30 protein-coding genes are annotated in these 25,838 nt (G+C 68.4%); 10 read left to right on the forward strand and 20 right to left on the reverse strand.

Translation table 11 applies throughout. From position 1 onward, the window contains the following. Positions 1-298: 298 nt before the first annotated feature. Complete coding sequence (locus tag AC1RTO_RS12755) at positions 299-1,786, forward strand: lipopolysaccharide biosynthesis protein (protein ID WP_493161216.1); 1,488 nt, start codon at positions 299-301, stop codon at positions 1,784-1,786. On the opposite strand, the gene AC1RTO_RS12760 is transcribed toward AC1RTO_RS12755, so the two are convergent. Beyond that, positions 1,783-2,223: a CBS domain-containing protein gene (locus AC1RTO_RS12760; RefSeq protein WP_493161217.1), complete on the reverse strand. Its 441-nt coding sequence runs from the start codon at positions 2,221-2,223 to the stop codon at positions 1,783-1,785. The two genes, AC1RTO_RS12755 and AC1RTO_RS12760, sit on opposite strands and share 4 nt — an antisense overlap. 158 nt (positions 2,224-2,381) lie before the next feature. On the opposite strand from AC1RTO_RS12760, the gene AC1RTO_RS12765 reads away from it, so the two are divergent. Beyond that, a complete protein-coding gene (locus AC1RTO_RS12765) occupies positions 2,382-2,591 on the forward strand; it encodes a hypothetical protein (RefSeq protein WP_493161218.1) in 210 nt (69 codons plus the stop codon). Positions 2,592-2,678: 87 nt separating this feature from the next. Here AC1RTO_RS12765 and AC1RTO_RS12770 read toward each other — a convergent pair whose 3' ends face one another. The 4 genes from AC1RTO_RS12770 to hisS all read right to left on the reverse strand — a co-directional run bounded on the left by AC1RTO_RS12770 (position 2,679) and on the right by hisS (position 8,168). Further along, positions 2,679-3,734: a DUF4167 domain-containing protein gene (locus tag AC1RTO_RS12770; RefSeq protein ID WP_493161219.1), complete on the reverse strand. Its 1,056-nt coding sequence runs from the start codon at positions 3,732-3,734 to the stop codon at positions 2,679-2,681. Positions 3,735-4,013: 279 nt separating this feature from the next. Further along, positions 4,014-4,838 (reverse strand): peptide chain release factor N(5)-glutamine methyltransferase, encoded by an 825-nt coding sequence (gene prmC, locus AC1RTO_RS12775; protein WP_493161220.1) that lies wholly within the window; start codon positions 4,836-4,838, stop codon positions 4,014-4,016. An 887-nt stretch (positions 4,839-5,725) separates the two neighbouring features. Continuing rightward, entirely contained in the window at positions 5,726-6,805 is a 1,080-nt protein-coding gene (gene prfA, locus AC1RTO_RS12780) for a peptide chain release factor 1 (RefSeq protein WP_493161221.1), read from the reverse strand. 118 nt (positions 6,806-6,923) lie between these two features. Further along, positions 6,924-8,168, reverse strand: coding sequence for a histidine--tRNA ligase (gene hisS / locus AC1RTO_RS12785; RefSeq protein WP_493161222.1), 1,245 nt, complete (start codon positions 8,166-8,168; stop codon positions 6,924-6,926). 49 nt (positions 8,169-8,217) lie between these two features. Between hisS and AC1RTO_RS12790 the strand changes: the two genes are divergently transcribed. From AC1RTO_RS12790 to ppa, 3 genes are all read left to right on the forward strand, one after another. Next, positions 8,218-8,868, forward strand: coding sequence for a DUF1345 domain-containing protein (locus AC1RTO_RS12790; RefSeq protein WP_493161223.1), 651 nt, complete (start codon positions 8,218-8,220; stop codon positions 8,866-8,868). A gap of 65 nt (positions 8,869-8,933) precedes the next feature. Continuing rightward, entirely contained in the window at positions 8,934-10,862 is a 1,929-nt protein-coding gene (locus AC1RTO_RS12795) for a M61 family metallopeptidase (RefSeq protein WP_493161224.1), read from the forward strand. Positions 10,863-10,910: 48 nt separating this feature from the next. Next, positions 10,911-11,492: an inorganic diphosphatase gene (gene ppa, locus AC1RTO_RS12800; protein ID WP_493161225.1), complete on the forward strand. Its 582-nt coding sequence runs from the start codon at positions 10,911-10,913 to the stop codon at positions 11,490-11,492. Positions 11,493-11,746: 254 nt separating this feature from the next. Here ppa and AC1RTO_RS12805 read toward each other — a convergent pair whose 3' ends face one another. Genes AC1RTO_RS12805 through ispG form a run of 5 tightly spaced genes read right to left on the reverse strand, consistent with a single transcriptional unit; the run spans position 11,747 to position 14,945 of the window. Further along, positions 11,747-12,250, reverse strand: a complete 504-nt coding sequence (locus tag AC1RTO_RS12805; RefSeq protein WP_493161226.1) for a GNAT family N-acetyltransferase — start codon at positions 12,248-12,250, stop codon at positions 11,747-11,749. Then, the gene (locus tag AC1RTO_RS12810; protein ID WP_493161227.1) at positions 12,247-13,140 is read right to left on the reverse strand and encodes a DMT family transporter; all 894 of its coding nucleotides are present in this window, start codon (positions 13,138-13,140) and stop codon (positions 12,247-12,249) included. Before AC1RTO_RS12810 ends, AC1RTO_RS12805 begins: the two co-directional genes overlap by 4 nt. Next, positions 13,137-13,526 (reverse strand): type II toxin-antitoxin system VapC family toxin, encoded by a 390-nt coding sequence (locus AC1RTO_RS12815; RefSeq protein WP_493161228.1) that lies wholly within the window; start codon positions 13,524-13,526, stop codon positions 13,137-13,139. Before AC1RTO_RS12815 ends, AC1RTO_RS12810 begins: the two co-directional genes overlap by 4 nt. After that, positions 13,526-13,768 (reverse strand): AbrB/MazE/SpoVT family DNA-binding domain-containing protein, encoded by a 243-nt coding sequence (locus AC1RTO_RS12820; protein ID WP_293874771.1) that lies wholly within the window; start codon positions 13,766-13,768, stop codon positions 13,526-13,528. The genes AC1RTO_RS12815 and AC1RTO_RS12820 overlap by 1 nt, the downstream gene beginning before the upstream one ends. A gap of 34 nt (positions 13,769-13,802) precedes the next feature. Next, positions 13,803-14,945 carry a flavodoxin-dependent (E)-4-hydroxy-3-methylbut-2-enyl-diphosphate synthase gene (gene ispG / locus AC1RTO_RS12825; RefSeq protein WP_493161229.1) on the reverse strand — a complete coding sequence of 381 codons (1,143 nt, stop codon included), beginning with the start codon at positions 14,943-14,945 and terminating at the stop codon, positions 13,803-13,805. Positions 14,946-15,009: 64 nt separating this feature from the next. Here ispG and AC1RTO_RS12830 point away from each other — a divergent pair, with 64 nt between their 5' ends. Genes AC1RTO_RS12830 through AC1RTO_RS12840 form a run of 3 tightly spaced genes read left to right on the forward strand, consistent with a single transcriptional unit; the run spans position 15,010 to position 18,012 of the window. Further along, a complete protein-coding gene (locus AC1RTO_RS12830) occupies positions 15,010-16,167 on the forward strand; it encodes an acyltransferase family protein (RefSeq protein ID WP_493161230.1) in 1,158 nt (385 codons plus the stop codon). Further along, a complete protein-coding gene (locus AC1RTO_RS12835; protein WP_493161231.1) occupies positions 16,164-17,105 on the forward strand; it encodes an isoaspartyl peptidase/L-asparaginase family protein in 942 nt (313 codons plus the stop codon). Before AC1RTO_RS12830 ends, AC1RTO_RS12835 begins: the two co-directional genes overlap by 4 nt. A 46-nt stretch (positions 17,106-17,151) precedes the next feature. Further along, a complete protein-coding gene (locus AC1RTO_RS12840) occupies positions 17,152-18,012 on the forward strand; it encodes a S1/P1 nuclease (protein WP_493161232.1) in 861 nt (286 codons plus the stop codon). A 16-nt stretch (positions 18,013-18,028) separates the two neighbouring features. On the opposite strand, the gene AC1RTO_RS12845 is transcribed toward AC1RTO_RS12840, so the two are convergent. From AC1RTO_RS12845 to AC1RTO_RS12885, 9 genes are all read right to left on the reverse strand, one after another. Continuing rightward, positions 18,029-18,280, reverse strand: coding sequence for a hypothetical protein (locus AC1RTO_RS12845; RefSeq protein ID WP_493161233.1), 252 nt, complete (start codon positions 18,278-18,280; stop codon positions 18,029-18,031). Beyond that, the gene (locus tag AC1RTO_RS12850) at positions 18,277-18,483 is read right to left on the reverse strand and encodes a type II toxin-antitoxin system antitoxin (protein ID WP_493161234.1); all 207 of its coding nucleotides are present in this window, start codon (positions 18,481-18,483) and stop codon (positions 18,277-18,279) included. The genes AC1RTO_RS12845 and AC1RTO_RS12850 overlap by 4 nt, the downstream gene beginning before the upstream one ends. Before the next feature lie 10 nt (positions 18,484-18,493). After that, positions 18,494-19,390, reverse strand: a complete 897-nt coding sequence (locus AC1RTO_RS12855; RefSeq protein ID WP_493161235.1) for an SPFH domain-containing protein — start codon at positions 19,388-19,390, stop codon at positions 18,494-18,496. A gap of 118 nt (positions 19,391-19,508) precedes the next feature. Next, the gene (pal, locus tag AC1RTO_RS12860) at positions 19,509-20,030 is read right to left on the reverse strand and encodes a peptidoglycan-associated lipoprotein Pal (protein WP_293874779.1); all 522 of its coding nucleotides are present in this window, start codon (positions 20,028-20,030) and stop codon (positions 19,509-19,511) included. A gap of 56 nt (positions 20,031-20,086) precedes the next feature. Beyond that, positions 20,087-21,466: a Tol-Pal system beta propeller repeat protein TolB gene (gene tolB, locus AC1RTO_RS12865; protein WP_493161236.1), complete on the reverse strand. Its 1,380-nt coding sequence runs from the start codon at positions 21,464-21,466 to the stop codon at positions 20,087-20,089. Positions 21,467-21,566: 100 nt separating this feature from the next. Continuing rightward, on the reverse strand, positions 21,567-22,547 hold the full coding sequence (locus tag AC1RTO_RS12870; protein ID WP_493161237.1) for a cell envelope biogenesis protein TolA: 981 nt from the start codon (positions 22,545-22,547) through the stop codon (positions 21,567-21,569). Next, positions 22,547-22,990: a protein TolR gene (gene tolR, locus AC1RTO_RS12875; RefSeq protein WP_493161238.1), complete on the reverse strand. Its 444-nt coding sequence runs from the start codon at positions 22,988-22,990 to the stop codon at positions 22,547-22,549. The genes AC1RTO_RS12870 and tolR overlap by 1 nt, the downstream gene beginning before the upstream one ends. Before the next feature lie 45 nt (positions 22,991-23,035). Then, positions 23,036-23,728: a protein TolQ gene (gene tolQ, locus AC1RTO_RS12880; protein ID WP_293874784.1), complete on the reverse strand. Its 693-nt coding sequence runs from the start codon at positions 23,726-23,728 to the stop codon at positions 23,036-23,038. After that, positions 23,725-24,189, reverse strand: a complete 465-nt coding sequence (locus AC1RTO_RS12885) for a YbgC/FadM family acyl-CoA thioesterase (protein ID WP_493161239.1) — start codon at positions 24,187-24,189, stop codon at positions 23,725-23,727. The genes tolQ and AC1RTO_RS12885 overlap by 4 nt, the downstream gene beginning before the upstream one ends. Before the next feature lie 141 nt (positions 24,190-24,330). Here AC1RTO_RS12885 and AC1RTO_RS12890 point away from each other — a divergent pair, with 141 nt between their 5' ends. Further along, positions 24,331-24,711 (forward strand): hypothetical protein, encoded by a 381-nt coding sequence (locus AC1RTO_RS12890; protein ID WP_493161240.1) that lies wholly within the window; start codon positions 24,331-24,333, stop codon positions 24,709-24,711. Then, positions 24,708-24,914, forward strand: coding sequence for a helix-turn-helix transcriptional regulator (locus tag AC1RTO_RS12895; protein WP_493161241.1), 207 nt, complete (start codon positions 24,708-24,710; stop codon positions 24,912-24,914). The genes AC1RTO_RS12890 and AC1RTO_RS12895 overlap by 4 nt, the downstream gene beginning before the upstream one ends. Here AC1RTO_RS12895 and AC1RTO_RS12900 read toward each other — a convergent pair. After that, entirely contained in the window at positions 24,904-25,671 is a 768-nt protein-coding gene (locus tag AC1RTO_RS12900) for a hypothetical protein (protein WP_493161242.1), read from the reverse strand. The genes AC1RTO_RS12895 and AC1RTO_RS12900 overlap by 11 nt on opposite strands. Positions 25,672-25,838: the final 167 nt, after the last annotated feature.

Genomic DNA, 25,838 nt, shown 5'->3' on the forward strand with positions numbered 1-25,838 from the left:
TTGAATACGCCGCAGACCGCAAGCCGCCGCCCACATGTCCCTTCATCAATCAACAATGTCAAAGAGCCGACAAAAACCGACGCCTGGTCACACCCTCTTTTCGGAGGGCGACCTATGCGCCTGATTTTCGGTGACCGTAGAAGCGAACCGTGTGGCCCGTCGCTGCGGTGACGTCCCTCTAGGCGGGAGGTTCCGGCCGGTCAAACGCTTTTTGCATTTTTCTTGTCATATTCCTCGAAAAGCCCAGAAATCTGCGGGTTTACGGGATGTGAAGCATGGGGTCGCCATAGCTGCGGTCATGACATCCCCCCCGAATCACGCCGGCGACAAATCGGAATCGCTGGAAGCCCAGGTCCGCCGCGCGGTGCTGTGGCGGTCCGGCAGCCAGATTCTCGCGCAGATGGTGCAATGGGGCGCGACCTTCCTCGTCATCCGCATCCTCGATCCGCGCGATTACGGTCTCTATGCGATGACCGGGGTGGTGCTCGTCTTCCTCAACATGCTCAACGGATACGGGCTGGCGAGCGGACTGATCCAGCGCGACGACGTGACGCCGCGTCAGACGCGGCAATTGTTCGGGATGCTGATCGCGCTCAACGGCCTACTCGCCATCCTCCAGATCGCGATCGCGCCGATCGCTGCCGCCTATTACCGGCAACCGGAGGTGGCGCAGCTGCTGCGGGTGCAGGCGCTGATCTATCTCATCACGCCGTTCGCCGCGCTTCCCTATGCGTTGCTCAGCCGGGCTATGGAGTTCCGGCGGCAGGCGACCGCCAATATCGCGGCCTCGTTCGCCGGGGCCGCGGCGGCACTGGGCGGCGCGCTGGCCGGCCTGGGGGTGTGGACGCTCGTCTGGGCACCGATCGCGCTCTATGCGGTGCGCGCCGCGATGCTGACCTGGGGCGCGCGGTCGCTGATGTGGCCGAGCTTCGACTTTCGCGGGGCGGGGCATCTGGCGCGCTATGGCGGCGTGATGGCGGCGGGGCAGTTCTTCTGGTTCCTGCAGAGCCAGGTCGACGTGTTCATCGGCGGCCGCTGGTTCGATCCGCACCAGCTCGGCATCTACACCACCGCGCTGTTCCTCGCGCAGATCTTCGTCTCGAAGTTCGTGCCGCCGCTCAACGAGGTGGCGTTCAGCGCCTATGCGCGCATCCAGCATGACGAGGGTGCGGTGGCGCGGGCGTTCGTGCGGTCGGTGCGGATCATCATGCTGGTCGCTCTACCCTTCTACCTCGGGCTCGCTGCAACGGCCGAGCCGCTGGTGCTGACCGCGCTCGATTCGAAATGGGCGGAGGTGGCGCCGGTGGTGCGGCTGATCGCGCTGGCGATGCCGTTCATGACCGTGCAGGTGCTCTATTCGCCGGCCTGCGATGCGCGCGGGCGGCCGGGGATCGGCGCGCGCAACGGCGCCTTCGGGGCGGTCGTACTCGCCGCGGCCTTCCTCGTCGGCGTGCGCTGGGGGCCGGTCGGGCTCGCGTGGAGCTGGCTCGCGGCCTATCCGGTCTATCTGGCCGTCAGCACGTGGCGGTCGCTGCCGGTCATCGGCGCGCGCGTCCGCGATCTGGCCGATGCGATCGCACCGGCGGCCTGTGCCGCGATCGGCATGGCCGTGGTGGTGACGCTGGTCGATCGCAGCCTGCCCCCGCTCGCCCCGCCGGCTCGGCTCGCGGCGCTCGTCGCCATCGGCGCGGCCACCTATGGCGCGTGGCTGGCGCTGTTCGCACGCGGTACGGTGCGCGAGCTGATCGCGGTGGTACGCAAGCGCCCCGTCCCAGCGGCCAGCTAGGCGGTCTGGATATAGTCGCGCATCGCCGCGGCATCCGCCTCGATCCGGTCGATGCGGTATTTGACGAGGTCGCCGATCGAGACGAAGCCGACCATCCGCCCGTCCTCGACCACCGGCAGGTGACGGATGCGGCGACGGGTCATCAGCGACAGCGCGCCGATCGCCGGTTCGGCGGTGCCGACGCTCTGCACCGGCTGCGTCATCACCTCCGCCACCGGGCGGTCGAGCGCGGCGGGGCCGTGCGCCGCGAGGCAATAGACGACGTCGCGTTCGGAAAAGATGCCGACCACGGCCTCTCCCCCGCCGTCACCGTCGACCACCGGCACCGCGCCGATCCGCCGCTCGGCGAGCAACGCCACCGCCTGCCGCACCGTCGCGTCGCGTGGGAGCGATATGACCGCACCGCCCTTGCCGTTGAGAATTGCGCCAATCGTCATGCTTCCTCTCCTCATCGCCCGGCCTCGTGCGCAACGAAGACGGTGCTGGATTGAGCAGACCACGTTTGCGGGCCATTGGCAAAGCCATGCACGAAAAGCGGACAGGATTGGACGACCCCGCACAGGCTGCCCATGCGTGGCGCCGCTTTCGCGGGATCATGGCGTGGATGATCCTGGTCGGCGCGATCTGCAGCGCCGGGGCGATCGTCGCGCTGGCCTGGGTACAGGGGCCGCTGCGGCTGGTGACGATGGCCGCGGTGATCGGCGGGGTCGGCGGGTCGATCGTGATGGCCGGCGCGCTGATGGGACTGGTGTTCCTCAGCTCCGGCACCGGGCATGACGAGGATGTCGAGCGGTTCGACGGCTGAACGGACGCCGCGCCCAGGGTCCCGAACGCACGAAGGGCCGGCTCCCATAAGGAACCGGCCCTTCGCCTGTCCGACGGAGGCCGCCGGTTATTCGGCGGGCGCTTCCGCGGCCGGGGTGCGGACGGTGCGACGACGGCGGGGCTTGGGTGCCTCGTCGCCGGCATCGTTGGCCGCCGCGATGTTGAGCGAGGGCGGCAGGCGATCGGCGTCGACGCCGTTGCTCTCCGCCGCATCGTGGCCGGCACGATCGTCGCCCGCATCGGCCGTCGGCGCGGCCACCGGATCGACCTGCGCATCGCGGCGCGGACGGCCGCGGCGCGGCTTGGGCGCGAGCATCGGCGCATCCGCCTCGAGCACCGCTTCGGCACGTTCGTGCAGCGATTCCCCCGCGCTCACCGGATCGGCGCGGCGCTGGCCGGCGACCTCGACCGGCTGATCGGCGGTTTCGAAGCGCGGACGGCGGACGCGGTCCTCACGCTGCGGGCGATCCTCACGAGCGGCACGCTCTTCGCGTTGCGGACGATCGTCGCGCTGAGGACGGTCGTCGCGAGCGGCGCGCTCCTCGCGCTGCTGCGGACGATCGTCGCGATTGCCGTCGCGATTGCCATTGGCATCGCGGTTGCCGTTGCCGCGGTCTTCCCAGTTGCGGGCCTGACGCTGTTCGCCATCCTGACGGTCGCGGCGCTGCGGCCGGTCGTCGCGCTGCTGATAGTCGCGCTGGTTGCCCTCGCGCTGGCCACCGTCGCGCTGCTGCGTGTCGCGGGTGTCGCCGTCCTGCTCGCCGGCGCGGACCGGTTCGCCCTCGTCGCCGTAATCGTCGTCGTCGTTCAGGTCGAACGGCTGCTGGCGCTTGGGCTGGCTGTTGTCCTCGAACCGGCCACGCTGGTCGGCGAGCACGCGGAAATAATGGTCCGCGAACTGAAGGTAATATTCGGTGTTGACGCGGTCGCCCTGGCGCTGCGCTTCGCCGGCGAGGTTCTTGTATTTCTCGAACAGCTGGTTCGCGTTGCCGCGCGCACGGCTGTCGATGCGATTGCCGTTGTCGGGCCGTCCCTGGCCACCCTGGCGCGGACCGTTGCCGCCACCGTTATTGTTGCCGCCACGACCGCGACGACGGCCGTTCTGCTGCCGATTGTTGATCAAGCTACTGTCCCACGATCAGAGTATATCTGGTCCTCAAAACCAATTCGGCCACTACGGCCTTGCTCCCGGTCAACGGTGCAACCCTCCGGGTCGCGGCGTGCCATAAGCGACGCTCGAGCCTGTCACGGCCACCGGACACCAGCGGCTTCATGACGAAGGATGCGGGTCACCGCCCTGCGATCAACTCGAAAATCTGTTGATAGTGCGTGCCCCGGCCCGACCAATAGCTGGCGTGGGACCGATCCTACAAGCGAAATATGAGGATCATGACCGGTTCTTTCAAGGTGATGGCGCCAAAGTGACCAGAAGGCACCGATCGCGCATGCCGAGGTCGCGATGCACGACGCTGTCCAGCCCCTGTCCGGCGAACAGCGCGGACACCGCCGCCGCCTGGGTGTGGCCGATCTCCACCGCCGCGCAGCCGCCCGCCGCGATCAACCGGGGCAGCTGCCGCGCGAGGACGCGATAATCGTCGAGCCCGTCCGCACCGGCGAACAGCGCGGCGGCGGGTTCGTGGCCGCGCACCTCGTCGGGCAAGGGCTCGTCGATGCCGATATAGGGGGGATTGGCGAGGATCAGGTCGAAGCGCGCATCGATCGCCGCCGCCCAGTCGCCCAGCTCAAAGGTGGCCCGATCGCGCATGCCGAGCGCCGCGGCGTTGCGAACGGCATAGCCCAGCGCCTCCGGCGAGCGATCGATGCCCAGCCCCCGCGCCGGCCATTCGTCCAGCGCGGCGAGCAACAGCGTGCCTGGACCGGTGCCGAGGTCGAGCACGCTCGCCGGTGCGCGCGGCCCGAAATGCGCCGCGGCGGCGATCAGCAGCGTCTCGCTGTCGGGCCGCGGCACGAGCGCACCCGGACCCACCGCGATGTCGATTGTCCAGAAGCCGCGGGTGCCGGTGATATAGGCGACCGGCTCATGGCCGGCGCGGCGTTCGACCAACGCGGCGAAGCCCGGCGGGACGGGACGGTCCATGTCGAGCAGCAACCGGTTGCGATCGATCCCGATCGCATGCGCCATCAGCAGCTCCGCATCGAGCCGTGCGGTGGGCGAAAAGGCAAAGCGCGCGGCCGCCTCGGCGAGCGCGGTGCGAAGGGGGGTCATATTACCCGGTCCCGTCGCTGGAGGGGCCGGTAGAGAGAGTTCGCGCGAAGACGCGAAGACGCGAAAAAGACCGTATGCACGCAGACGCACGGAGGACGCGGCGATTTGCATACGGCGCAGCCGTTCTGCGTCTCGCCGTCGTTACGGGTCGGGAGAGCCAGATACCGAAACGGGCCACCCGCCCGATGCGAAACACCTCCGCGCCTCCGCGTCTCCGCGCGCCCCCCCTCTTCCCTGGCGTCTGCCTGTCGCGCGACCCTTCACGCCTCACGGCAAAGCAGCTCACATACGCCGCTTGCCCGCACTGCGTGCTGTCCCACTGAGGATATGATCGCTCGCGAAAATACGAAGCGGCCGAGAACGACGTATTCGCGCGGAGGCGCGGAGAACGCACAGAGTTGCGCCCGGCGCAGCCGTTTTTCGTCCCGCCGCCCGTCCGGGTCCAGAAACCCAAATATTCAGGCGGGCCACCCGCCCGAAGTGACACATCTCCGCGCCTCCGCGCCTCCGCGCGAACCCCCTTCTTCCCTGGCGTCTTCCTGTCGCGCGACCCTTCACGCCTCACGGCACAGCAGCTCACATACGCCGCTTGCCCGCACTGCGTGCCGTCCCACTGCGGATATGATCGCTCGCGAACATACGAAGCGGCCGAGAACGACGTATGCGCGCGGAGGCGCGGAGAACGCCGCGAATTGCGCCCGGCGCAGCCGTTTTTCATCCTGCCGCCGGTCCGGGTCCGGAAACCCGGATATTCAGGCGGGCCACCCGCCCGAAGTGACACATCTCCGCGCCTTCGCGCCTCCGCGCGAACCACTTTCTTCCTTCGCGGCTTCGCGCCTGCGCGTGAACACCCGTCTTTCACGCCGCCGCTCGGATGACGGAGGAGGTCAGCCATCCAGCGACGCCAGCCGCTCCGCCTCGTCCTCGGCGATCAGCGCGCCGATCAGTTCGTCCATCTCGCCCTGCAGGATTTCGGGCAGGCGATGTAGCGTCAGGTTGATGCGGTGGTCGGTCACCCGGCCCTGCGGAAAATTGTAGGTGCGGATGCGTTCGGAGCGATCGCCCGACCCGACCATCGCCTTGCGCGTGCCCGACCGTTCGCTTGCCAGCCGCTCGCGCTCCGCCTCGTACAGGCGGGTGCGCAACACCTTGAGCGCCTTGGCCTTGTTCTTGTGCTGCGACTTCTCGTCCTGCTGGATCACCACCAGCCCGGTGGGCAGATGGGTGATGCGCACCGCGCTATCTGTGGTGTTGACCGATTGGCCGCCCGGGCCGGACGAACGATAGACGTCGATGCGCAAGTCCCTCGCCTCGTCGATGCGGACGTCGACATCCTCCGCCTCGGGCAGCACCGCAACGGTGGCGGCGGAGGTGTGGATGCGCCCGCCCGCCTCGGTCGCGGGGACGCGCTGGACGCGGTGGACGCCGGCCTCGAACTTGAGCTTGGCGAACACGCCCGATCCGGTGACGCTGGCGACGACCTCCTTGAAGCCGCCCGCATCGGACGACGAGCCGCTGATGAGTTCGACGCGCCAGCCCTGCCCCTCGGCGTAGCGCTGGTACATGCGAAACAGATCGCCGGCGAACAGCGCCGCCTCGTCGCCGCCGGTGCCGGCGCGGATTTCCAGCATCGCCGCGCGTTCGTCGGCGGCATCGCGCGGCAGCAGCGCGAGCGCGAGCCGCCGGTCGGCGGCATCGAGCGAGCGCGCATTGTCGCGCAGCTCCTCGGCGGCCATCTGGCGCAACTCCTCGTCGCCGGTATCCTCGGCCATCCAGGCGAGGCTGTCCGCCTCCTGCCGCAGCCGCCGCACCTCGCCCGCGGCCTGCGCGACGGGTTCGAGCTCGGCATATTCCTTGGACACCGCGACGAAGCGGTCGGAGGGCAGGTCGCCGGTCGCCATCAGCGCCTGCAACTCGTCCCGCCGCGCCTCGATCTGCGCGATCCGTTCGAGGGAGATGGTGGTCATGCCCCGAGGGCCCCGTCATTCCCGCGAAGGCGGGAATCCATATTGGCTGACCGTACGGCTCCATCGCAATCGACGTGATTATGGATCCCCGCCTGCGCCGGGATGACGAAGGCAGCGATCACCGGGCCACCCCCTCGAGGATCGCAACGACAGCGCTCGACGTGTCGGTCGACGTTGCCGATCGCGTATTGATGACAGGAGCACCCTCGCGATTCCGCGTAACAGACGCGAGAACCTCCGCGTTCGCCTTCATGGCCTTGTCGAACCGCTTCCGCGGCGAACCGCTCGCGATGAGATCGGCGGAAAAGCCTCCGCTACGCAACGCCTTGAGCGCCTGAAACGCAAGGCCCATCAGGGCGTCGTCTTCCAACGCGACGATGACATTGAGTGGCGATGGGACCGGCTCCTCCAGCAGCATCGCCAGCCGCTCGACACCCGCTGCCCAGCCCACACCCGCGGTCGGCGCGCCGCCAAGCGACTCGACCAGCCCGTCATACCGCCCGCCCGCCAGCACCGTCCCCTGCGCGCCGAGCCGGTCGGTGACGAATTCGAAAGCGGTATGCCGGTAGTAATCCAAGCCGCGCACCAGCCGCGCGTTGCGCGTCCACGCCACGCCAGCCGCATCCAGCCCGGCGGTGACCGCGTCGAAAAACGCCTGCGCCTCCTCCGTCAGATACGCGTCGATATCGGGCGCGGCATCGGCGATCGGCCGGTCGCGCGGGTCCTTCGAATCGAGGATGCGCATCGGGTTCTTTTCCAGCCGGGTGAGGCTGTCTTCGGACAGGTCACCGCGATGCGCCTCGAAATGCGCGACCAGACCGGCGCGCCAGGCGTCGCGCGTCTCGGCATCGCCCAGCGTATTGAGCTGCAACGTCACGCCATCGGCGATGCCCAGTTCGCGCAGCAGCTGGTCGGCCATCACCAGCAGTTCGACGTCCGCCGCCGGTTCGGGCGCACCGAGGATCTCGGCATCGATCTGGTGGAACTGGCGATAGCGCCCCTTCTGCGGGCGTTCGTAGCGGAACACCGCGCCGCTGGTCGACAGCTTGAGCGGCGCATATTGCTGCCAGCCCTCGGTCAGGAACGCGCGGGCGATGCCGGCGGTGAATTCCGGCCGCAGGGTGAGCGAGTCGCCGCCGCGGTCGGGGAAGGTGTACATCTCCTTCGACACGACGTCGGTCGTCTCGCCGATCGAGCGGGCGAAGACCTCCGTCGCCTCGAACACCGGCAGGTCGACGCGCTGGAAGCAATAGAGCCGGCGCACGCGCTCGAACGTGTCGAGCACATGGGAAAAGCGGCGCTGTTCCTCGCCGAAGATGTCCTGGGTTCCGCGCACCCGGCGCGGCGTTTCGATACGGGCCATATGGCGGCGGTATCTAGGCGAGGTCGCGGGCAAGCGCTAGCACCTCGGCATGGCAGGATCGCAACGCTATTGGGGGATCGGCAGCCGGGTGGCGCCGCCGCGCTTTGCGCTCTTCGCCCTGCTGTTCGTGGTCGGGCTGGCCGCATTCATTCCGGCGTTCGGCCCCGGCCGCGGCACGATGGTGGCGTTCGACGTCGCCGCGACGGTGTTCCTGCTGACGGTCGCGACGCTGTTCCGCGACGCGGATCCGGTGCGGATGCGGCAGGCGGCGCGCGACAACGACGCCAATCGCGCGCTGCTGCTGGCGATCACGGGCGCAACCATGATCGTCATCCTCGTCGCGGTGGCAGGCGAGCTGAAGGGCAAGAGCGACACGCTGGCGATCGTGCTGGTGATCGCGACCCTGGTGCTGGCCTGGGCGTTCACCAACATGGTCTATGCGCTGCATTACGCCCACCTGTTCTACAGCGCGGACGCGTCGGGCAAGGATGCCGGCGGGCTGGAATTCCCCGCCTGCAACCAGCCCGACTATTGGGATTTCCTGTATTTCAGCGCGACGCTGGGGATGACGTTCCAGACGTCGGACGTGTCGATCACCGCGCGGTCGATCCGGCGCGTGGTGCTGGGCCACAGCCTTGCCGCCTTCGTCTTCAACCTCGGCGTGCTGGCGTTCACGATCAACGTGCTCGGCGGCGGCTAAGGGGCTGGACGGCTGACGTTTCGCGCGCTTACACCTCCGCAACAATCTTTCGCCGAAGGCTTCCTATGATCCGCACCGCCGCCATCGCCTCCCTCCTCCTGTCCGCCGCCGCGCCTGCGCTCGCGCAGGTCCCCGCCGGCAACAGCGCGCCGCAGCCGGTGCCGTTCGTCGACACCATCCCGATGGCGCGCGACGTCCCCTATCCCGGCACGCTGAAGCTCGACGTCGACGCGACCGACACCGAACGCGGCATCTTCCGCGTCCGCGAGACGATCCCGGTTGCCAAATCCGGCCCGATGGCGCTGCTGTTCCCCAAATGGCTGCCCGGGGCGCATAGCCCGCGCGGCGAGATCGAGAAGCTCGCCGGCCTCGTCATCCGCGGCAACGGCCGCATCCTGCCGTGGACGCGCGATCCGGTCGACGTCTTCGCCTTCCACATCGACGTGCCGGCCGGCGTCAAGACGCTCGACGCCGAATTCCAGTTCATCTCGGCGACCAAGCCGGATCAGGGCCGCATCGCGGTGACGCCCAATCTCATCAGCCTGCAGCCCAATTCGGTCAGCCTCTATCCGGCCGGCTATTTCACCCGGCAGATTCCGGTGCAGATGACGGTCAAGTTCCCGGCCGGCTGGACCGCGGCGGGTGCGATCCCCGCGAAGACCGGTTCGGGCGCGGCGGCATCGACCTACACCTACGACCAGACCAATTACGAGATCCTGGTCGATTCGCCGATCCTCGCCGGCCGCTACGGCAAGGTGTGGGCGCTGTCCCCGCGCGTCGACCTCAACGTCTTCGCCGATTCGCCCGACCAGCTCGCGGCCAAGCCCGAACAGATTGACGCGCACAAGCGGCTGGTCGAACAGGCCGCCAGGACCTTCGGCGCGCAGCATTACGATCGCTACGAATTCCTGCTGTCGATCTCCGACCAGCTCGGCGGCATCGGGCTGGAGCATCATCGCAGCTCCGAGAATGGCGTGCGTCCCGGCTATTTCACCGAATGGGATGCGGGCCCGGGCAGCCGCAACCTGCTGCCGCACGAATTCACCCACAGCTGGGACGGCAAGTTCCGCCGCGGCGCCGACCTGTGGACGCCCGATTTCCGCACGCCGATGCGCGATTCGCTGTTGTGGGTGTACGAAGGGCAGACGCAATTCTGGGGCTATGTGCTGCAGGCGCGCTCGGGGCTGGTCAGCAAGCAGGACACGCTCGACGCCTATGCCGGTATCGCCGGCAGCTACGACCTCGCGCCCGCACGCCAGTGGCGCAACCTGCTCGACACCACCAACGATCCGGTCATCTCGTCGCGCCGGCCCAAGGGCTGGACCAGCTGGCAGCGCAGCGAGGATTATTACAACGAGGGCCTGATGGTCTGGATGGAGGTCGACGCGATGCTCCGCCAGCAGTCGGGCGGCACCAAATCGATCGACGATTTCGCCAAGGCCTTCTTCGGCGTGCGCGACGGCGACTGGGGCGAGCTGACCTATTCGTTCGACGACGTCGCCGCGACGCTCAACGCGATCCAGCCCTATGACTGGGCCGGCTTCCTGAAGAAGCGGATCACCGAGACGGGCCAGCCCGCCCCGGTCAACGGCTTCGCGATGAACGGCTACAAGCTCGTCTACACCGCCGAACCGACCAGATACTTCACCAATGCCGAAAAGAGCGGCCCGACCAACGTCACCTATTCGATCGGCCTGTCGATCGCCAAGGACGGCGAGATCGGCGCGGTGATCTGGGACAGCCCGGCGTTCAAGGCGGGGCTGGACGTCGGCACCGTCGTGCAGGCGGTCAATGGCGTCGGCTATAGCGGCGATGTGATGAAGGCCGCGATCGTCACCGCACAGACATCGAAGGAGCCCATCCGACTTCTGGTCAAGAACGGAACACGCTATCGCGAAGTCCCCATCGACTATCACAATGGTCCCCGCTATCCGCGCCTGCAGAAGATTGGCACCGGTGACAGCGGCCTCGACAAACTTCTCATGCCGCGCTGAGGGGCAGTGCAGCAACAAGATTACACCGAAAGGTTATAGGGGACTTCCATGCGTATCGATCTGATTCCGGTCGGCAAGAGCCCGCCCGACGACCTCAACGTCATCATCGAGGTGCCGACCGGCGGCGAGCCCGTGAAGTATGAATTCGACAAGGCCAGCGGCGCGCTGTTCGTCGATCGCATCCTGCACACGCCGATGCGCTATCCGGCGAACTACGGCTTCGTGCCCCACACGCTCTCGCCCGACGGCGATCCGCTCGACGCGCTGGTGATCGCGCGCTCGCCGTTCATCCCGGGCTGCGTCGTGCGTGCGCGTCCGATCGCGGTGCTCAACCTCGAGGACGAGGCCGGCGGCGACGAAAAGCTCGTCTGCGTGCCGGTGAACGAGGTCTTCCCTTATTACTCCAACGTCGACGGCCGCGCCGACGTGCCGGAGATCGTGTTCGAACAGATCGAGCACTTCTTCACGCACTACAAGGACCTGGAAAAGAAGAAGTGGGTCCGCGTCGGCACCTGGGGCGACCGCGACGAGGCGCGCCGCATCACGATGGAGGCCGTGCAGCGCTACGACGAGGCCAAGGCCAAGGGCGAAGAACCGCACGACCACGACGTCCCGGGTCGCGAATTCTAAGATACAAGATCACGTCCGATGCGGAGACGGTTCCGCTCGGACGTGGTTCGCCGCTCGTCTAGTCCTTGAAAACAAACAAGGAGACGAGAGGATGACGTACCGGCGCAGGAACGCGAACGACACATGGCATTTCTGCCGCAATTGTTCGCTTTGGCCGACCAGCGATTACAAGGAACAGCAGAGCAAACCGACAACCGGCGAACTCTGCAACCAGTGCCGCAGCAAGGATAATGCCGGCACCTGCACGAAGTAGATCACACGGATCGGCGACCGGCCAGCTGCAGCAGCGCATCACCGCTGACGCGCTGGACGGTCCATTCCTCCAGACCGATCGCCCCCATCTGCCGGTAGAAGGCGATCGCATCGGCGTTCCAGTCGAGCACCGACCATTCGAACCGCCCACAGTCCCGCTCCACGGCCAACGCGGCGAGGTGGCGCAGCAGCGCCGTGCCGACGCCTTTGCCGCGCGCCTCGGGCGTGACGTACAGATCCTCGAGATACAGGCCACGGCGGCCCGTCCAAGTCGAGAAATTGTGGAAGAACAACGCGAAGCCGAGCGGCCCGCTGTCGTCCTCCGCGATCACCGCCTCCGCTGCCGGCGCGGCCCCGAACAGCGCCTCGGCCAGCGTCGCCTCGGTCGCTTCGACCGCGTCGGGCTCGCGTTCGAACGCGGCGAGATCGCGGACGAAGCGCAGGATCGTCGCGACATCGGCCGATGCGGCCGGGCGGATCACGGGTTCGTTCACAGGCTCGTTCACAGGGCGGCTTCCGTTTGCGGGCCGGGCGCGGGGCCGCGGATCGCGACCAGGCACCCGGCAATGATGAGCAACGCACCGGCCACCGTGTACGGCGACACGCGCTCGGCAAAGACCAGCCAGCCGAGCAGCGCCGACCAGACGAAGGCGGTATATTCGACCGGCGCCAGCACCTGCGCCTCCGCACGGGCATAGGCCCAGGCGAGCGCCACTGCCGAGATCGACCCGAGCAGCGCCGCCGCGACGATCGCGGGCATCTGATCCCCGGCCGGCCAACCGCCGAACCACGGCGAACCGATCAGCAGCAGCCCGCCGAGGACGATGCTGGTGAACAGCGCCACCTCCAGCGGATCGGCGGCCTGCGCCTGCCGTCGCAGCAGGATCAGGCTGCCCGCATAGAGCACCGACGCCGCGAGGATCGCGAGGCTGCCGAGCACCATCTCCTCCGACGCACGCGCCTGCACCTGCCCCGCCGCGATCGCCAGCACGCCCAGACTGGCGACCAGCGATCCGACGATCGCGGCGCGGCGGATCCGCTCGCCCAGCGTCAGGGCGGCGAGGAACAGCGCGATCAATGGTGCGAGGAACGTCAACGCGACGCCCTGCGCCATCGGCACACGCACCAGTCCCCAGAAGAACAGCAGCACCGACGCGCCACCGGTAGCACCCCGGGCGAGATGCAGCCGGAGCGCCGCCGCGGTCGGCCACGGCCTGCAACGGGCGAGATAGACCGGCGCCAGCAACGCGACGCCGGCGAGCGATCGCCACAGCACGACGGGATAGGCCCCACTCGCGATCGACAGCCCCTTCATGATCGCATCCATCGCCGAATAGACGGCGATCCCGCCCGCGGCGACGCCGAAGGCGACGAGCGGCGACGCGGACCGGCTCATCGAATGAGCCGGACGTCAATTCCCAATGCCGGATCTAGGTCGAGCTTCAACCAGTCCCGGTCGGCCGTGAGTATCGGTCTACCACTAAACATGCCCTGCACGAGACAAGCCCGGTCGCCGAAGCCCAGCCCAAAGGCCTTTGTCATCGGACGTAACAGCGCGGATTGCCGGGCATGCGCGTCGCGGAAAGCACGCGTACGAAACCCGTACGTGGTCAGCGTCTGTTGCACGATATCGACATCGGCGCCCTGTTCGACGGCCTTTGTCAGCACTTCGCAGACATTGACGATCGATACCTCCGCATCGCGCAGGTGCGGCCCGACAACATCGGCCCCTTGCTCATTCAACAGGACAGCCATGATGGCGGACGCATCGAGGACATACATCAGTCGTGTGCCGCATCGGCCCGACGATCCGCGATGAAATCGTCCACGTCGAACGGACGGCGGATGGTCGCTCGAAAGGCACGCTGCCCGGCGGCGATCACGTCGGCGTCCGTCTCCAGTACGATCCGAAGACCATCCTGATCGATACGGAACCGGTCGCCCGGCTTGAGCCCCATGGCGCGCGCCACGTCCGCCGGCAGCACCATCTCGCCATTGTCGGCAACCCGTGCATGATAGGTCATCGATCAGCCTCCTGACGGGATTCTATCATCGAGACTATTCCGCCGCCACCGCCTGCGGTCCCGCCGCATTCGCGGCCTCGTCCGCCGCTTCGATCTCGGCGGCCTTGGCCTCGACCAGCCGGACGATGTGGTCGACCATGTCGGCATCCTGCACGTGATGGTCGGTGACGCCCGACAGGTAGACCATGTGCTTGCCGTTGCCGCCGCCGGTGATGCCGATGTCGGTTTCGCGCGCCTCGCCCGGGCCGTTGACGACGCAGCCGAGCACCGACAGGCTCATCGGCGTGCGGATATGCTGGAGCCGCTCCTCCAGCGCCTGCACGGTGCGGATCACGTCGAAGCCCTGCCGCGCGCACGACGGGCAGGACACCACCCGCACGCCACGGTTGCGGATGCCGAGCGCCTTCAGGATCTCGAACCCGACGCGCACCTCGTCCTCCGGCTCGGCGGAGAGCGAGACGCGGATCGTGTCGCCGATGCCGAACCACAACAGGCTGCCGATGCCGATCGCCGACTTCACCGTGCCGCCGACGAAGCCGCCCGCCTCGGTGATGCCGAGGTGCAGCGGGCAATCCACCGCCTCGGCAAGCTGTTGATAGGCCGCGACCGCGAGGAACAGGTCCGACGCCTTCACGGCGACCTTATATTCGTGGAAGTCGTGGTCCTGCAGCAACTTGATATGGTCGAGCGCCGATTCGACCAGCGCGTCCGGACACGGCTCGCCGTACTTTTCGAGCAGATCCTTCTCGAGGCTGCCGCCGTTCACCCCGATGCGGATCGAACAGCCATTGGCCTTGGCGGCGCGCACCACCTCGGCGACGCGCTGCGATGAGCCGATATTGCCCGGATTGATCCGCAGGCAGGCCGCGCCCGCATCCGCCGCTTCCAGCGCGCGCTTGTAGTGGAAATGGATGTCGGCGACGATCGGCACCCGGCTGCCGCGGACGATCTGCTTCAGCGCCGCGGTCGAATCGGTGTCGGGGCAGGAGACGCGGATGATGTCCACGCCCGCCTCTTCGCAGCGCCGGATCTGGTCCAGCGTCGCGCGGATATTGGGCGTCGGCGTGTTGGTCATCGTCTGGACGGTGACCGGGGCGTCGCCACCCACGGGAACGTTGCCGACCATGATCTGGCGGCTCGGACGGCGGACGATATCGCGCCACGGACGTAAGGACATGGGCCCCGTATACAGCAGCCGGGTTGCGGTTCAAAGTCGGTGGTGTAGGGCATAAGTCATTCCGATGTCGCGCGTCCCGATCCCCCGCCATTACGGCCTCGACTGGCTGCGCGTCGCCGCCTTCGCGATCCTGATCGTCTATCACGTCGGCATGGTCTTCGTACCCTGGGGGTTTCACGCGAAGAGCCCGCATGGCGCCGATTGGGCGGTGCTGCCGATGCTGGCGGTCAACGCCTGGCGCCTCAGCCTGTTGTTCGTCGTATCGGGCTATGCCAGCCGCGCGCTGCTGACCCGTGCGCCGGGCGTAGGGCATTTCGTACGGCAGCGGACGCTGCGGCTGCTGGTGCCGCTGGCGTTCGGCGTCGCGGTGATCGTGCCGCCGCAGAGCTGGGTCGAGCTGGTGACGCAGCACGGCTATGGCGGCGGCTTCGCCGCGTTCTGGGCGCGCGACTATTTCCGCTTCGGTCCGCTGGGCGGCATCGTCCTGCCCGCACTCAACCATCTCTGGTTCGTGCTCTATCTGTGGATGTACACGCTGGTGCTGGGCGTGGCGGTGGTGGCGATCCGCTGGCGCGGACTGCAGGCGGCGTTCGACCGCGTCTTTGCCGGCGTCGCCTTGCTCGTCCTGCCGGCGGCGTGGCTGGTGTGCATCCATGCCTGGTGGTTCCCGATGGGCTATGAGACGCACGATCCGGTTCATGATGCGATGGCGCATCTCAGCTACCTGCCGGCATTCCTGTTCGGCTTCGCGCTGGCGGGGTCGGCGCCGGTGCTGGCCGCCTGCGTCCGCTGGCGCTGGACGGGCGCGGCGATGGGGATCGCGGGCTATGGCTTCATCCTCGCGGTGGAACTGGGCCTCGACGGCGGCACGCCACGCTGGGTCTACCCGCTGTACGGCGCCGCGCATGCGATCCAGCAATGGGGGACGATCGTCGCGCTGATCGGCCTCGCCGAGCGCCACTGGAACCGCGACGCGCGCGTCCGGCCGATGCTAACCGAGGCGGTATTCCCCTTCTACCTCGTCCACCAGACGATCATCGTGCTCGTCGCCTACTGGCTGATCCCCGCCAACCTGCCGGGCGGCGTCGAATTCGCGATCCTGATCGCGGCGACCGTCGCCGGCTGCTGGCTCTTCTATCTGGCCGGTCGCCGCATCGCGCTGCTCCGCCCGCTGATCGGCCTGCGTCCCCTGCCCCATCCCGCACATAAGGCTGCCCGATGACCGAAACCCCCGACTGGTCGCCCGATTGGTCTCTGGTGATTCACGGCGGCGCCGGATCGATCGAGCGCCACCGGCTGACCGCGGCGCAGGATAGCGGCGCGCGCGCGGCACTGGGACGGGCGGTCGACACCGGCAGCGCGATCCTGTCCGACGGCGGCAGCGCGGTCGACGCGGTCGAGGCGGCGGTGCGCGTGCTGGAGGAAGACCCGCATTTCAACGCCGGTCGCGGCGCCGCCTTCGCACGCGACGGCAGCATCGAACTCGACGCCGCGATCATGGACGGGCGCACCCGCGCCGCCGGTTCGGTCGCTGGCATCACCGCGACGCGCTCGCCCGTCGGCCTCGCCCGCCGGGTGATGGAGGCGAGCCCGCACGTCCTGCTGAGCGGCACCGGTGCGGAAGCCTTCGCCCGCGAACAGGGCCTGGCCGAGGCCGAGCCGGGCTGGTTCGCGACCGCGGAACGCCGCCGCCAGCTCGACGAACTGCTCGCGCGCAACGCCGACGCCTTCGACGTCGACATGAAATACGGCACCGTCGGCGCGGTGGCGCGCGACCGGTCGGGGCATCTCGCCGCCGCCACCTCGACCGGCGGCGTCACCGGCAAACGCTGGGGCCGGATCGGCGATTCGCCGCTGATCGGCGCGGGCACGCATGCCGACGACCGGTCGAGCGCGGTGTCCTGCACCGGATCGGGCGAGTTCTTCATCCGCATCGGTGTGGGGCTTGAGATCGCCGCGCGCATCCGCCTCGCCGGGGATACGCCGCAGGTCGCTGCCGATACGGTGATGGCGGAGGTACGGGCGCTCGGCGGCACCGGCGGGGTGATCGTCACCGGCCCGGCCGGAGAGGCGCTGTGGAGCTTCACCACGCCCGGCATGTACCGCGCCCGCGCCACCGCGGCGGGCCTGCGCGAGGTGGCGATCTACGGCGACGAATGACCGGCTTTTCATTGGAGCGGCGCGCCCGAACCGCTACAGCAGCGCCATGAAATCGCTTCGCTTTGTCGCCGCCGCGCTCCCGGCGCTCCTGTTCGCCGCGCCGGCGTCGGCCTATTGGGAGTTCGGGCACGAGACGGTGGCGAGGATCGCCTATGCCAATGTCGCGCCGCGCACCCGCGCCGCGATCCGCCGGCTGCTCGCCGAGACGCCGCGGCTCGACACGCCGACCTGCCCCGCGACGACGATCGAGGGGGCGAGCGTCTGGGCCGATTGCATCAAGCCGCTCAAAGGCCCCGACGGCAAGTCGCGCTTCGGCTATGCCTATAGCTGGCACTTCCAGGACGTGAACATCTGCCAGCCCTTCACGCTGGAGGAGGCGTGCAAGGACGGCAATTGCGTCTCCGCGCAGATCACCCGCGACGTCGCGATCCTGAAGGACAGGCGCGCGACGCCCAGGGCGCGGGCCGAGGCGCTGGTGTTCCTGATCCACTTCGTCGGCGACCTGCACCAGCCGCTGCATGCCGGCGAAAAGAACGACAAGGGCGGCAACGACCTCGCCGCCGCTTACGGCAGCTACAGCCCCAGGCGGTTCAACCTGCATTCGATCTGGGACGGCACGCTTGCCGAGCGCGCGATCACCAGCGGGCCGTCGCTGGTCCGCCGCTATCCCGCGGCCGAGCGGCGGCGGATCGCGGCGGGAACGGTCGAGGACTGGAGCCGCGAATCGTACAGGATCGCGCATGACGTCGTCTATGCGAGCGCGTTGAACGGCGATCCCTGCGCGCCCTCCCCGGCCAAGGTGACGCTCGACGAGGCGACGATCGAGCGGATCGTCCCGGTCGCACGGCTGGAAGTGGAGCGCGGCGGGCTGCGGCTGGCGAAGCTGCTCGACGCGGCGCTCGGCTGACGACCCTTCCCCCGCGCTACCAGCGCCAGCGCCACCCGCCGCGGGTATGGCGACGGGCGATCAGCGCGAATGCGATGGTCGCCAGCGCGATGATCCCCAGCGACCAGGATGGCGCGAACATCGTCGCGCCGGCAAGGATCGCGATATAGGCAGCGGCGAGTGCCCAGCCCTGCCACGCGATCGGCATGCCGGCGCCATAACCGAAACGCCTGGCCGCGAACCATGCGCCGCGATCGTCGTTCCCCCGGGCATCCGTACCGTCGGTCATACGTCCTCCTCCTTCTTCGGTCGCCCGCGCTTCGCCACGACCGGCGCGTCCAGCTTCACCCCCCGCCGCGCCAGCGCTTCGCGCAGGAGGCATTCGACCTCTGCATTGACGCTGCGCAGGTCGCCCGCCGCCGCCCGCTCGATCGCCGCGTAGAGTGCGGGATCGAGGCGGAGGGGAAAGGCCTTCTTGGGGGGAACCGTCATCCGCCGTCGCTTACTGGTAGAGCGAGCCGGCGTTGACGACGGGCTGGGTGTCGCGCTCGCCGCACAGCACCACCATCAGGTTCGACACCATCGCCGCGCGGCGTTCGTCGTCCAGCTCGACGACGTTCTTCGCCGACAGCTGCGCGAGCGCCAGCTCGACCATGCCGACCGCGCCCTCGACCAGGGTCGTGCGCGCCGCGACCACCGCCTGCGCCTGTTGCCGGCGCAGCATCGCCCCCGCGATCTCCTGCGCATAGGCGAGATGGGTGAAGCCGCATTCGTCGACGGTCATTCCCCCCACCACCAGCCGCGCGATCAGCTCGGCGCGTAATTGGCTGGCGACCGTGTCGTGGTTGCCGCGCAGCGTCACCTCCTGATGCTCGTAATCGTCATAGGGGTAGCGCGAGCCGATCGTCCGCACCGCCGCCTCAATCTGCACGTTCACGAACGCCTTGTAATCGTCGACATCGAACAGCGCCTGCGCGGTGTCGGTGACGCGCCACACCACCTGCGCCGCCATCTCGATCGGGTTGCCGCGCAGGTCGTTGACCTTGATCCGTTCGGAGATGACGTTGTTGGCGCGCACCGACACCTTGCGCCGCATCAGCCACGGCAACACCCAGCGCAGCCCGCTGGTCCGGTCGGTGCCGGCATAGCTGCCGAACAGGGTGATCGCCGCCGCCTGATTGGGCTGCAGCATGTAGAATCCGCAGGCGATGAACGCCGCGCCGAGCGCACAGGCGAGCGGCACGATCGCCATGATCGGCGGCGACAGCGCGTTTGCCAGCCGGACGACGGCGATCGCGCCGATCGCGACCAGCCCCGCCGTGATCCCCAGCATCGGATAGCCACTCGTCGTGCGCGCCCGCCGTTCCTGCGACCGCGTGAGACTCCCCTGTTCCACCATCTTGCCCTCCGTTTAATGTGATATCACATTTATATCGGATTTCAGGGGGCGCAAGGGGATTCGACGACACCATTCCTCGCCCGTCATCCCGGCGCGCGCCGGGATGACGCATGCGGACCTAGTTCAGGACGATGGTGACGGCGCGGCGGTTCTGCGCCCAGCTCGATTCGTCCGAACCCAGTGCGACCGGGCGTTCCTTGCCGTAGCTGATCGTGGTCAGCCGCGACGGGTCGATGCCGCGCGCGACCAGATAGTTCTTCGCGGCATTGGCGCGGCGATCGCCCAGGCCGAGATTGTATTCGCGCGTGCCGCGTTCGTCGGCATGGCCCTCGATCGTCGCCCGCACCTGCGGAAAGCGCTGGAGCCACGATGCCTGGCTGTCGAGGATCGCGCGCGCCTCGGGGTCGATGTCGGTCTGGTCGAGGCCGAACAGGATGGTGTTCGAACTCACCGAGCGGCGGAAGTCGGCGTCCGATCCGGGCACGACGGCGCCATCGACATTGCCGGTCGCCGGCGGCGGCGTGTTGAGGCCGGCGGTATTGTCGACCGGCGGCGGCGGCAGCTGCTTGGGCTTGCTGGCGCAGGCCGCCAGCGACGCGAGTGCGGCTGCGGTCAGCAGCGTGTTGGTGAGCTTTGCCATGATCGTATCTCCCGTGGTGATCGTTTCGCCCCCGAAATCCACCCTGTCGTAACGCGTCACGGCCGCAAGGGTCCCCAGGCCGGGTCGGACCCGTCGAGCGGCGTCGGTATCCGGCGCTCGACCTGCCCGGTCAGGTCGACCATCCACAGGTCCGCCTTGCCGCCGCTGCCCGCGCCGGAGCGGTAGAAGGTGATGACGCGGCCGTTGGGCGACCAGCTCGGCCCCTCGTCCTGGCCGTTGGTCAGGATCTTCTCGCCGCCGCCCGACGGCGACATCGTGCCGATGCGGAAGCTGCCGCCCAATTTGGTGAAGGCGATCAGGTCGCCGCGCGGGCTCCACACCGGCGTCGCATAGCGCCCGCCGCCGAAGCTGATTCGCTGCTGGTTCGATCCGTCGGCGTTCATCACATAGATCTGCTGGCCGCCCGACCGGTCGCTTTCAAAGGCGATGCGCGATCCGTCCGGCGAATAGCTGCCGCCGGTGTCGATCCCCGGCGAGGTCGTCAGCCGTTGCGGCGTGCCGCCGGCGCTCGACACGCGATAGATGTCGGTGTTGCCGTTCTGCGCCATCGAGAACAGGATATAGCGGCCATCCGGCGAGAAGCGCGGCGCGAAGGTGAGGCTGACGTTCTGCACCACCCGGCGCGGCCGCCCCGAGCCGAGATCGTAGACGTAGATCGACGGCCGGTCGTTCTCGTAGCTCATATAGACGATCGACTGCTGGTTGGGCGCGAAGCGCGGCGTCAGCACGATCGACTGGCCATTGGTCAGGAAACGGTGGTTGGCGCCGTCCTGATCCATGATCGCGAGCCGCTTGACCCGCTTGCCCTTGGGTCCGGTTTCCGAGACGTAGACGACGCGGCTGTCGAAATAGGGGCCTTCGCCGGTCAGCCGCGCATAGACCATGTCGGCGCATTTATGTCCGGCGCGACGCCAGTCGCCGGGCGACACGACGAAGCCCGACCGGGTCAGCTCGACCTTGGAAAAGACGTCGTACAGGTAGCAGCCGATCGTCAGATTGCCGTCGCCATTGGCGCGGACGAAGCCCTGCACCAGCGCCTGCGCGCCCGTACCGCCCCAATAATCGAACTGCGGCGCATTGACCTCCGGAAAGGCGACGGGGCGCAGCTGGTTGCTGCCGAGCGGGGTGAACAGGCCGGAATTGCGCAGATCGTTGGCGATGATGTCCGCCATCTGCCGGCCGAGCACGTCGGTCGATCCCGCCGGGGTCGAGACGACCTGCGCGGTCGGCATCGCCGGAATCGCGATCGGCATCGGCGCGGAGACGCCGCCGGTAACGGAGACTTCCAGCGGTGCCGGCCCCTGCTGGCCGGCGGCGGCCTGATCCTGCGGCGCTGGCGCGGGGGCGTCCTGCGCGAACGCGGGAAGAGCGACCGTGGCGCAGAGCACGACGAGCAAAGACCGGATCATACGCATCCTCAAAAACCCTTTCGCACGCGAGACGCGATACCCCCTAGCACAGGTTCCCCGTCACCCCGGCCTTGTACCGGGGTGACGGGAAAGGGGGACGCGGCTGTCATTGCAGCTTCCACTGGAAGTTGATGTTGTTCCACCCGCCCGACGGCGTCGAATAATATTCGGCGGGCAGCTTCAGCGGGGCGCAGCCCTTGAACGCGGCGACGCCGAGATCGACGACGCGCTGGCGATAGCGGTCGTTCTCGTCGGTGACGCCGGACTGGCGGACCATGCGCGGCGTGGCGGCGAGCGTGCCGTCCTCGTTGAGGCGCAGATTGAGCGTCGTCACGATCTCGTTCGCGCCCGGCCCCGGATTGACCTGCCGATCCGCGCACGGCTGGATCTGGCGGGCGATCGCCTGCACGATCGACGCCATCGCGCGCGCATCGACCTTGGCGGCGCGCGGCGCGGTCGACGTGCTGGTCGACGGTTCGCTGGTCAGCCCGTCGAGGAAGTTGCTCCCCAGCCGCGATCCGCGCGGTTTCGCCGCGGTCGATGTCGGCTTGCTGCCGGTGCCTTTCGCCGCCGCCGGCTTCGACGGTGCGGCGGGTGCCTTCGATGCCGTTTTCGCCGGAGCCGCGGGCGCGGGCCTGGCCGCCGGACGCGCCGGAGCGGGTTTGGCGGCAGGCTTGGCCGGCGCTTCGGCGGGGCGCGGCTTGGGCTGCGCCTTCACCGGCGCGGGCTTGGGCTGCGGGGCGGGGGCTGGCGCCGGCTTGGGCGGGGCGGGTTTCGGCGGCGCGGGCCTCGGCTGCGGCACCGGTGGTGCGGGTTCGGGCTCCGGCTCGGGTTCGGCCACCGTCTCGGCCGGCGGCGCGGCATCCTCGGGCGCGCCCTCGTCCGGGGCGACCGACTGCGCCGGCGGGGTCACCGCCTGCGGGGCGGTCGCCTCCAGCCCGACGTCCTCGACCAGGCTGACCTCCATCGGCGTCTGCTGCAGCTTTTCGGGATTGGGCGTCGAGAGAAAGCCAACCGACAGCAGGCCGAAGAGCACGACATGCCCGACGACCGCGACGCCCAGCCCGACCTTTTCCGCCCGATCCATCACTGCGCCGCCGATCCGCCCTCTACGGTCAGCAGCGACACGCGGTTGAGGCCGGCGCGGTTGAGTTCGCCCATCACCCGCATCACCCGGCCATAGTCGAGCGCGCGGTCGGCGCGCAGGAACACCTGCGGCGGTTCGCCGCCCGCCTGTACCGCGGCGATCTGCTCCAGCCGCTGCGGCAGGCTGGTCTCGGCGATCTCCTCGTCGTCGATGAAGAGCTTGCCCGCGGCATCGAGCGACAGCTGTACCGGCTTCTGGTCCTGATCCAGCGCCTTGGCGCGGCTGTCCGGCAGGTTGACCGGTACGCCCGCGGTCAGCAGCGGCGCGGTGACCATGAAGATGATGAGCAGCACCAGCATCACGTCGACCAGCGGCGTCACGTTGATGTCGGCGACCGGCGCACGACGGCCGCGCCCCCGGTTGGACGGCAGGTTCATCGCCATGTCATGCCCCTCCCGCGGGCAGGAACGGGCCGTGTCCGGGACCCGTCACCGGCCACCGTCCAGCTGGCGCGACAGCGTCGTGTGGAAGCCGTCGGCGAAGCGGTTCAGCGCCGCCTCGATCCGGTTCACGCCGTGGCTGAAGCGGTTGTAGGCGATCACCGCGGGAATCGCGGCGAACAGGCCGATCGCGGTCGCGAACAGCGCCTCGGCGATGCCCGGCGCGACCACCGCCAGCGACGAATTCTGCGCCTGCGCGATGCCGGTGAAGCTGCGCATGATGCCCCAGACGGTCCCGAACAGGCCGACGAACGGCGCGACCGAGCCGATCGTCGCGAGGATGTTGAGCCGGTCGCTGATCCGGTCGATCTCCATCGCCGCCGCCGCGCCCATCGCGGTGGCGAGCCGTTCGCGCGTGCCGTGCTTGTCGATCGACCCGCCCGCGGTCGACCGGCGCCATTCCTTCACGCCGGCGGCGAAGACGCGGGCCGAGGGCAGGTCCTTGTCCGCCTCCGCCTTGTAGAAGGCGTCGATGTCCTCCGCCTTCCAGAAGTCGCGCTCGAAGCCGGTCATGCCCTTGCGGATGCGCCCCAGCCGCCGCCAGAAGGCGATGATGAGCGCCCAGGTCCACACGCTGGCGAGCAGCAGCCCGCCCATCACGCCCTTCACCACCCAGTCCGCCTGAAGGAACAGCGCGACGGGCGATAGCGTCGCCGCATCCATGTTGAACACCGGATTCATGAATTGGTCCCCTGCCAGATCAGGCGTTGGTAGATGTCCGTCCAGCCGGCCGGTTGACGCTTCGGCCGTCCCGATGGCGCGACCAGCGCCGCCGTGACCTCGGCCTCGGTCAAGACAAGCGAACCGCGCCTGACTGTTTGATGAATGACGACGCTGGCGGCGCGTACCGCATGGATGCGGCTGACGACGAGCAGCGCATCGTCGAGCTTCGCGGGTGCGCGATAGCGGATCGCGAGGTCGGCGACGGCATAGGCGCCCTCGCCCGCCTCATGCACGGCGCGCTGGTCGATACCGGCGATGCGGAGCATGTCGGAGCGCGCCCGCTCCATATATCTCAGATAGTTGGCGTGATAGACGACGCCGGACAGATCGGTGTCCTCAAAGAACACGCGCACCGGATACCGGTGCTCGCGGCCCTCGAAGCGTCCCGCCTGTGGCTGGTCTGGACCATCATCGCTCATCCTGCCGCGCGTTAACCGAACCCACGCGCAGGGGGAACCCTGTTGACACATGTAACGCAAAGGTTACATGTAACCCCTGGGTTACACAGAAGGGTAAGAATGATGGACGCGATCGATCTGGCGGAACGGAAAAGCCGGACAATGGCAATGGCGCTTTATTGTCTGGGCGCAGTGCTGCTGCTGTCCGAGCTCATCGGCATGGCGATGCTGCGCTCCGACTTCGTCGACGGATTCTGGCTCGGCGTGGCGCTGGCATGCGCGCTGGCACTGATGCCGTGGCGGCGCTGGGTCCGTCCCCGCAGCGCGCTTAGCCGCCTCCTCGATGACGAATCGGCACGCGAACATCGCCGGATGAGCTGCGCCGCCGGTTTCTGGGCGAGCCTTGCCGCCGCATTGCTGACCGCACCCTTCGCCCATGACGGCGTCCTCGGTGCCTATGACGTGTCGCGCGTGGTGGCGACGGCGGCCCTGTTCGCGGCGATGGTCAGCTTCGCGACGCTGGAACTGCGGGCCGCGCGATGAACGAAACGCTGCGCAACACGCTCAAGGAGGAACGCGAGCGGCTGGGGCTGACGCAGGCGGCGCTGGCCGAGCGCGTCGGTGTCAGCCGCAAGACGATCAACACCGTGGAGAACGGTGTGTTCGTGCCCTCGACCATCCTCGCGCTGAAGCTCGCCGCGGCGCTGGACCGGCCGGTCGAGACGCTGTTCCGGATCAATTCGTGACGGTCGGGCTCGCCTCGGCGAAGACGCTGGGGTCGAGTTCCAGGCGGGGGCGCACAGCCGGGATCGCGGCGGGCACCGCCTGCACCGTCTGCACTGTGCGCGGGGTCATCGGCGTCGCCATCGCCATGCGGTTGGCGGCGGCACGCTCTGCCCGCCACGCATCGAACGCCGCGTAGAAATCGGTGAACGGCTTCTCCAGCACCGCGAGCCGCCCGGCGGCAAAGGCCGGCAAGTCCGCCGCCGTCACCGTCGTGCTGTCGGCGAGGGTCGCGACCGCAGCGTTGCAGAAGCCGTCGCGCGCCTGGCTTTGCGAAAAGAAATTGTAGAGCCGCGTCATCTGGTCGTCGTAGCGGTCCTGCCAGTCGGCCCCCTTCGCCCCGAAGCGCGCCTTGTATTCCGCCGTCAACCGGGTCTGCGCGCCGTTCAGCACGGCCTTCTGGCTGGCGAGCAGAGCATTGTAGCCGGCAACGATCGTCGCCTCGTCCGGCCCGCGACAGGCGAGCGCGGCGACGTTGAGCGCGGCGCGCAGATGCCAGACCGCGCCGTCGCCGGACAGGTTGCGGTTGGGCGTGGCGTAGCGGCCGTCGCTCATCAGTGCCGGGATCTGCATGCCGACATAGGCCCCCCTGGGCATCGCCAGCGGCGCGGGCGCGGGCGCAACCGGCGGCGGTGGCGCGACCGCGACCAGCTTCGGCCGGACCGCGCAACCGGCGAGCAGCGCGAGGCCGACGGCAGTGAGAGCAACATAACGGCGCATCGCCAACTCGTCCTTCCTGCCCCCCGGCAGGGAAGGGTTTGGCCGAACAATGGTTAACGCAGGGTAAGGATGGAATGCGGCCCGTCGCATTCCATCCGCCCCGTCGCCGAAAGGCTCTAGGGCCGATCGATATTCAGAAGATGACGTGCCGAAAACGGTGGTTTTGC

Source organism: Sphingomonas sp. GW821-FHT10F09 (assembly GCF_058809195.1).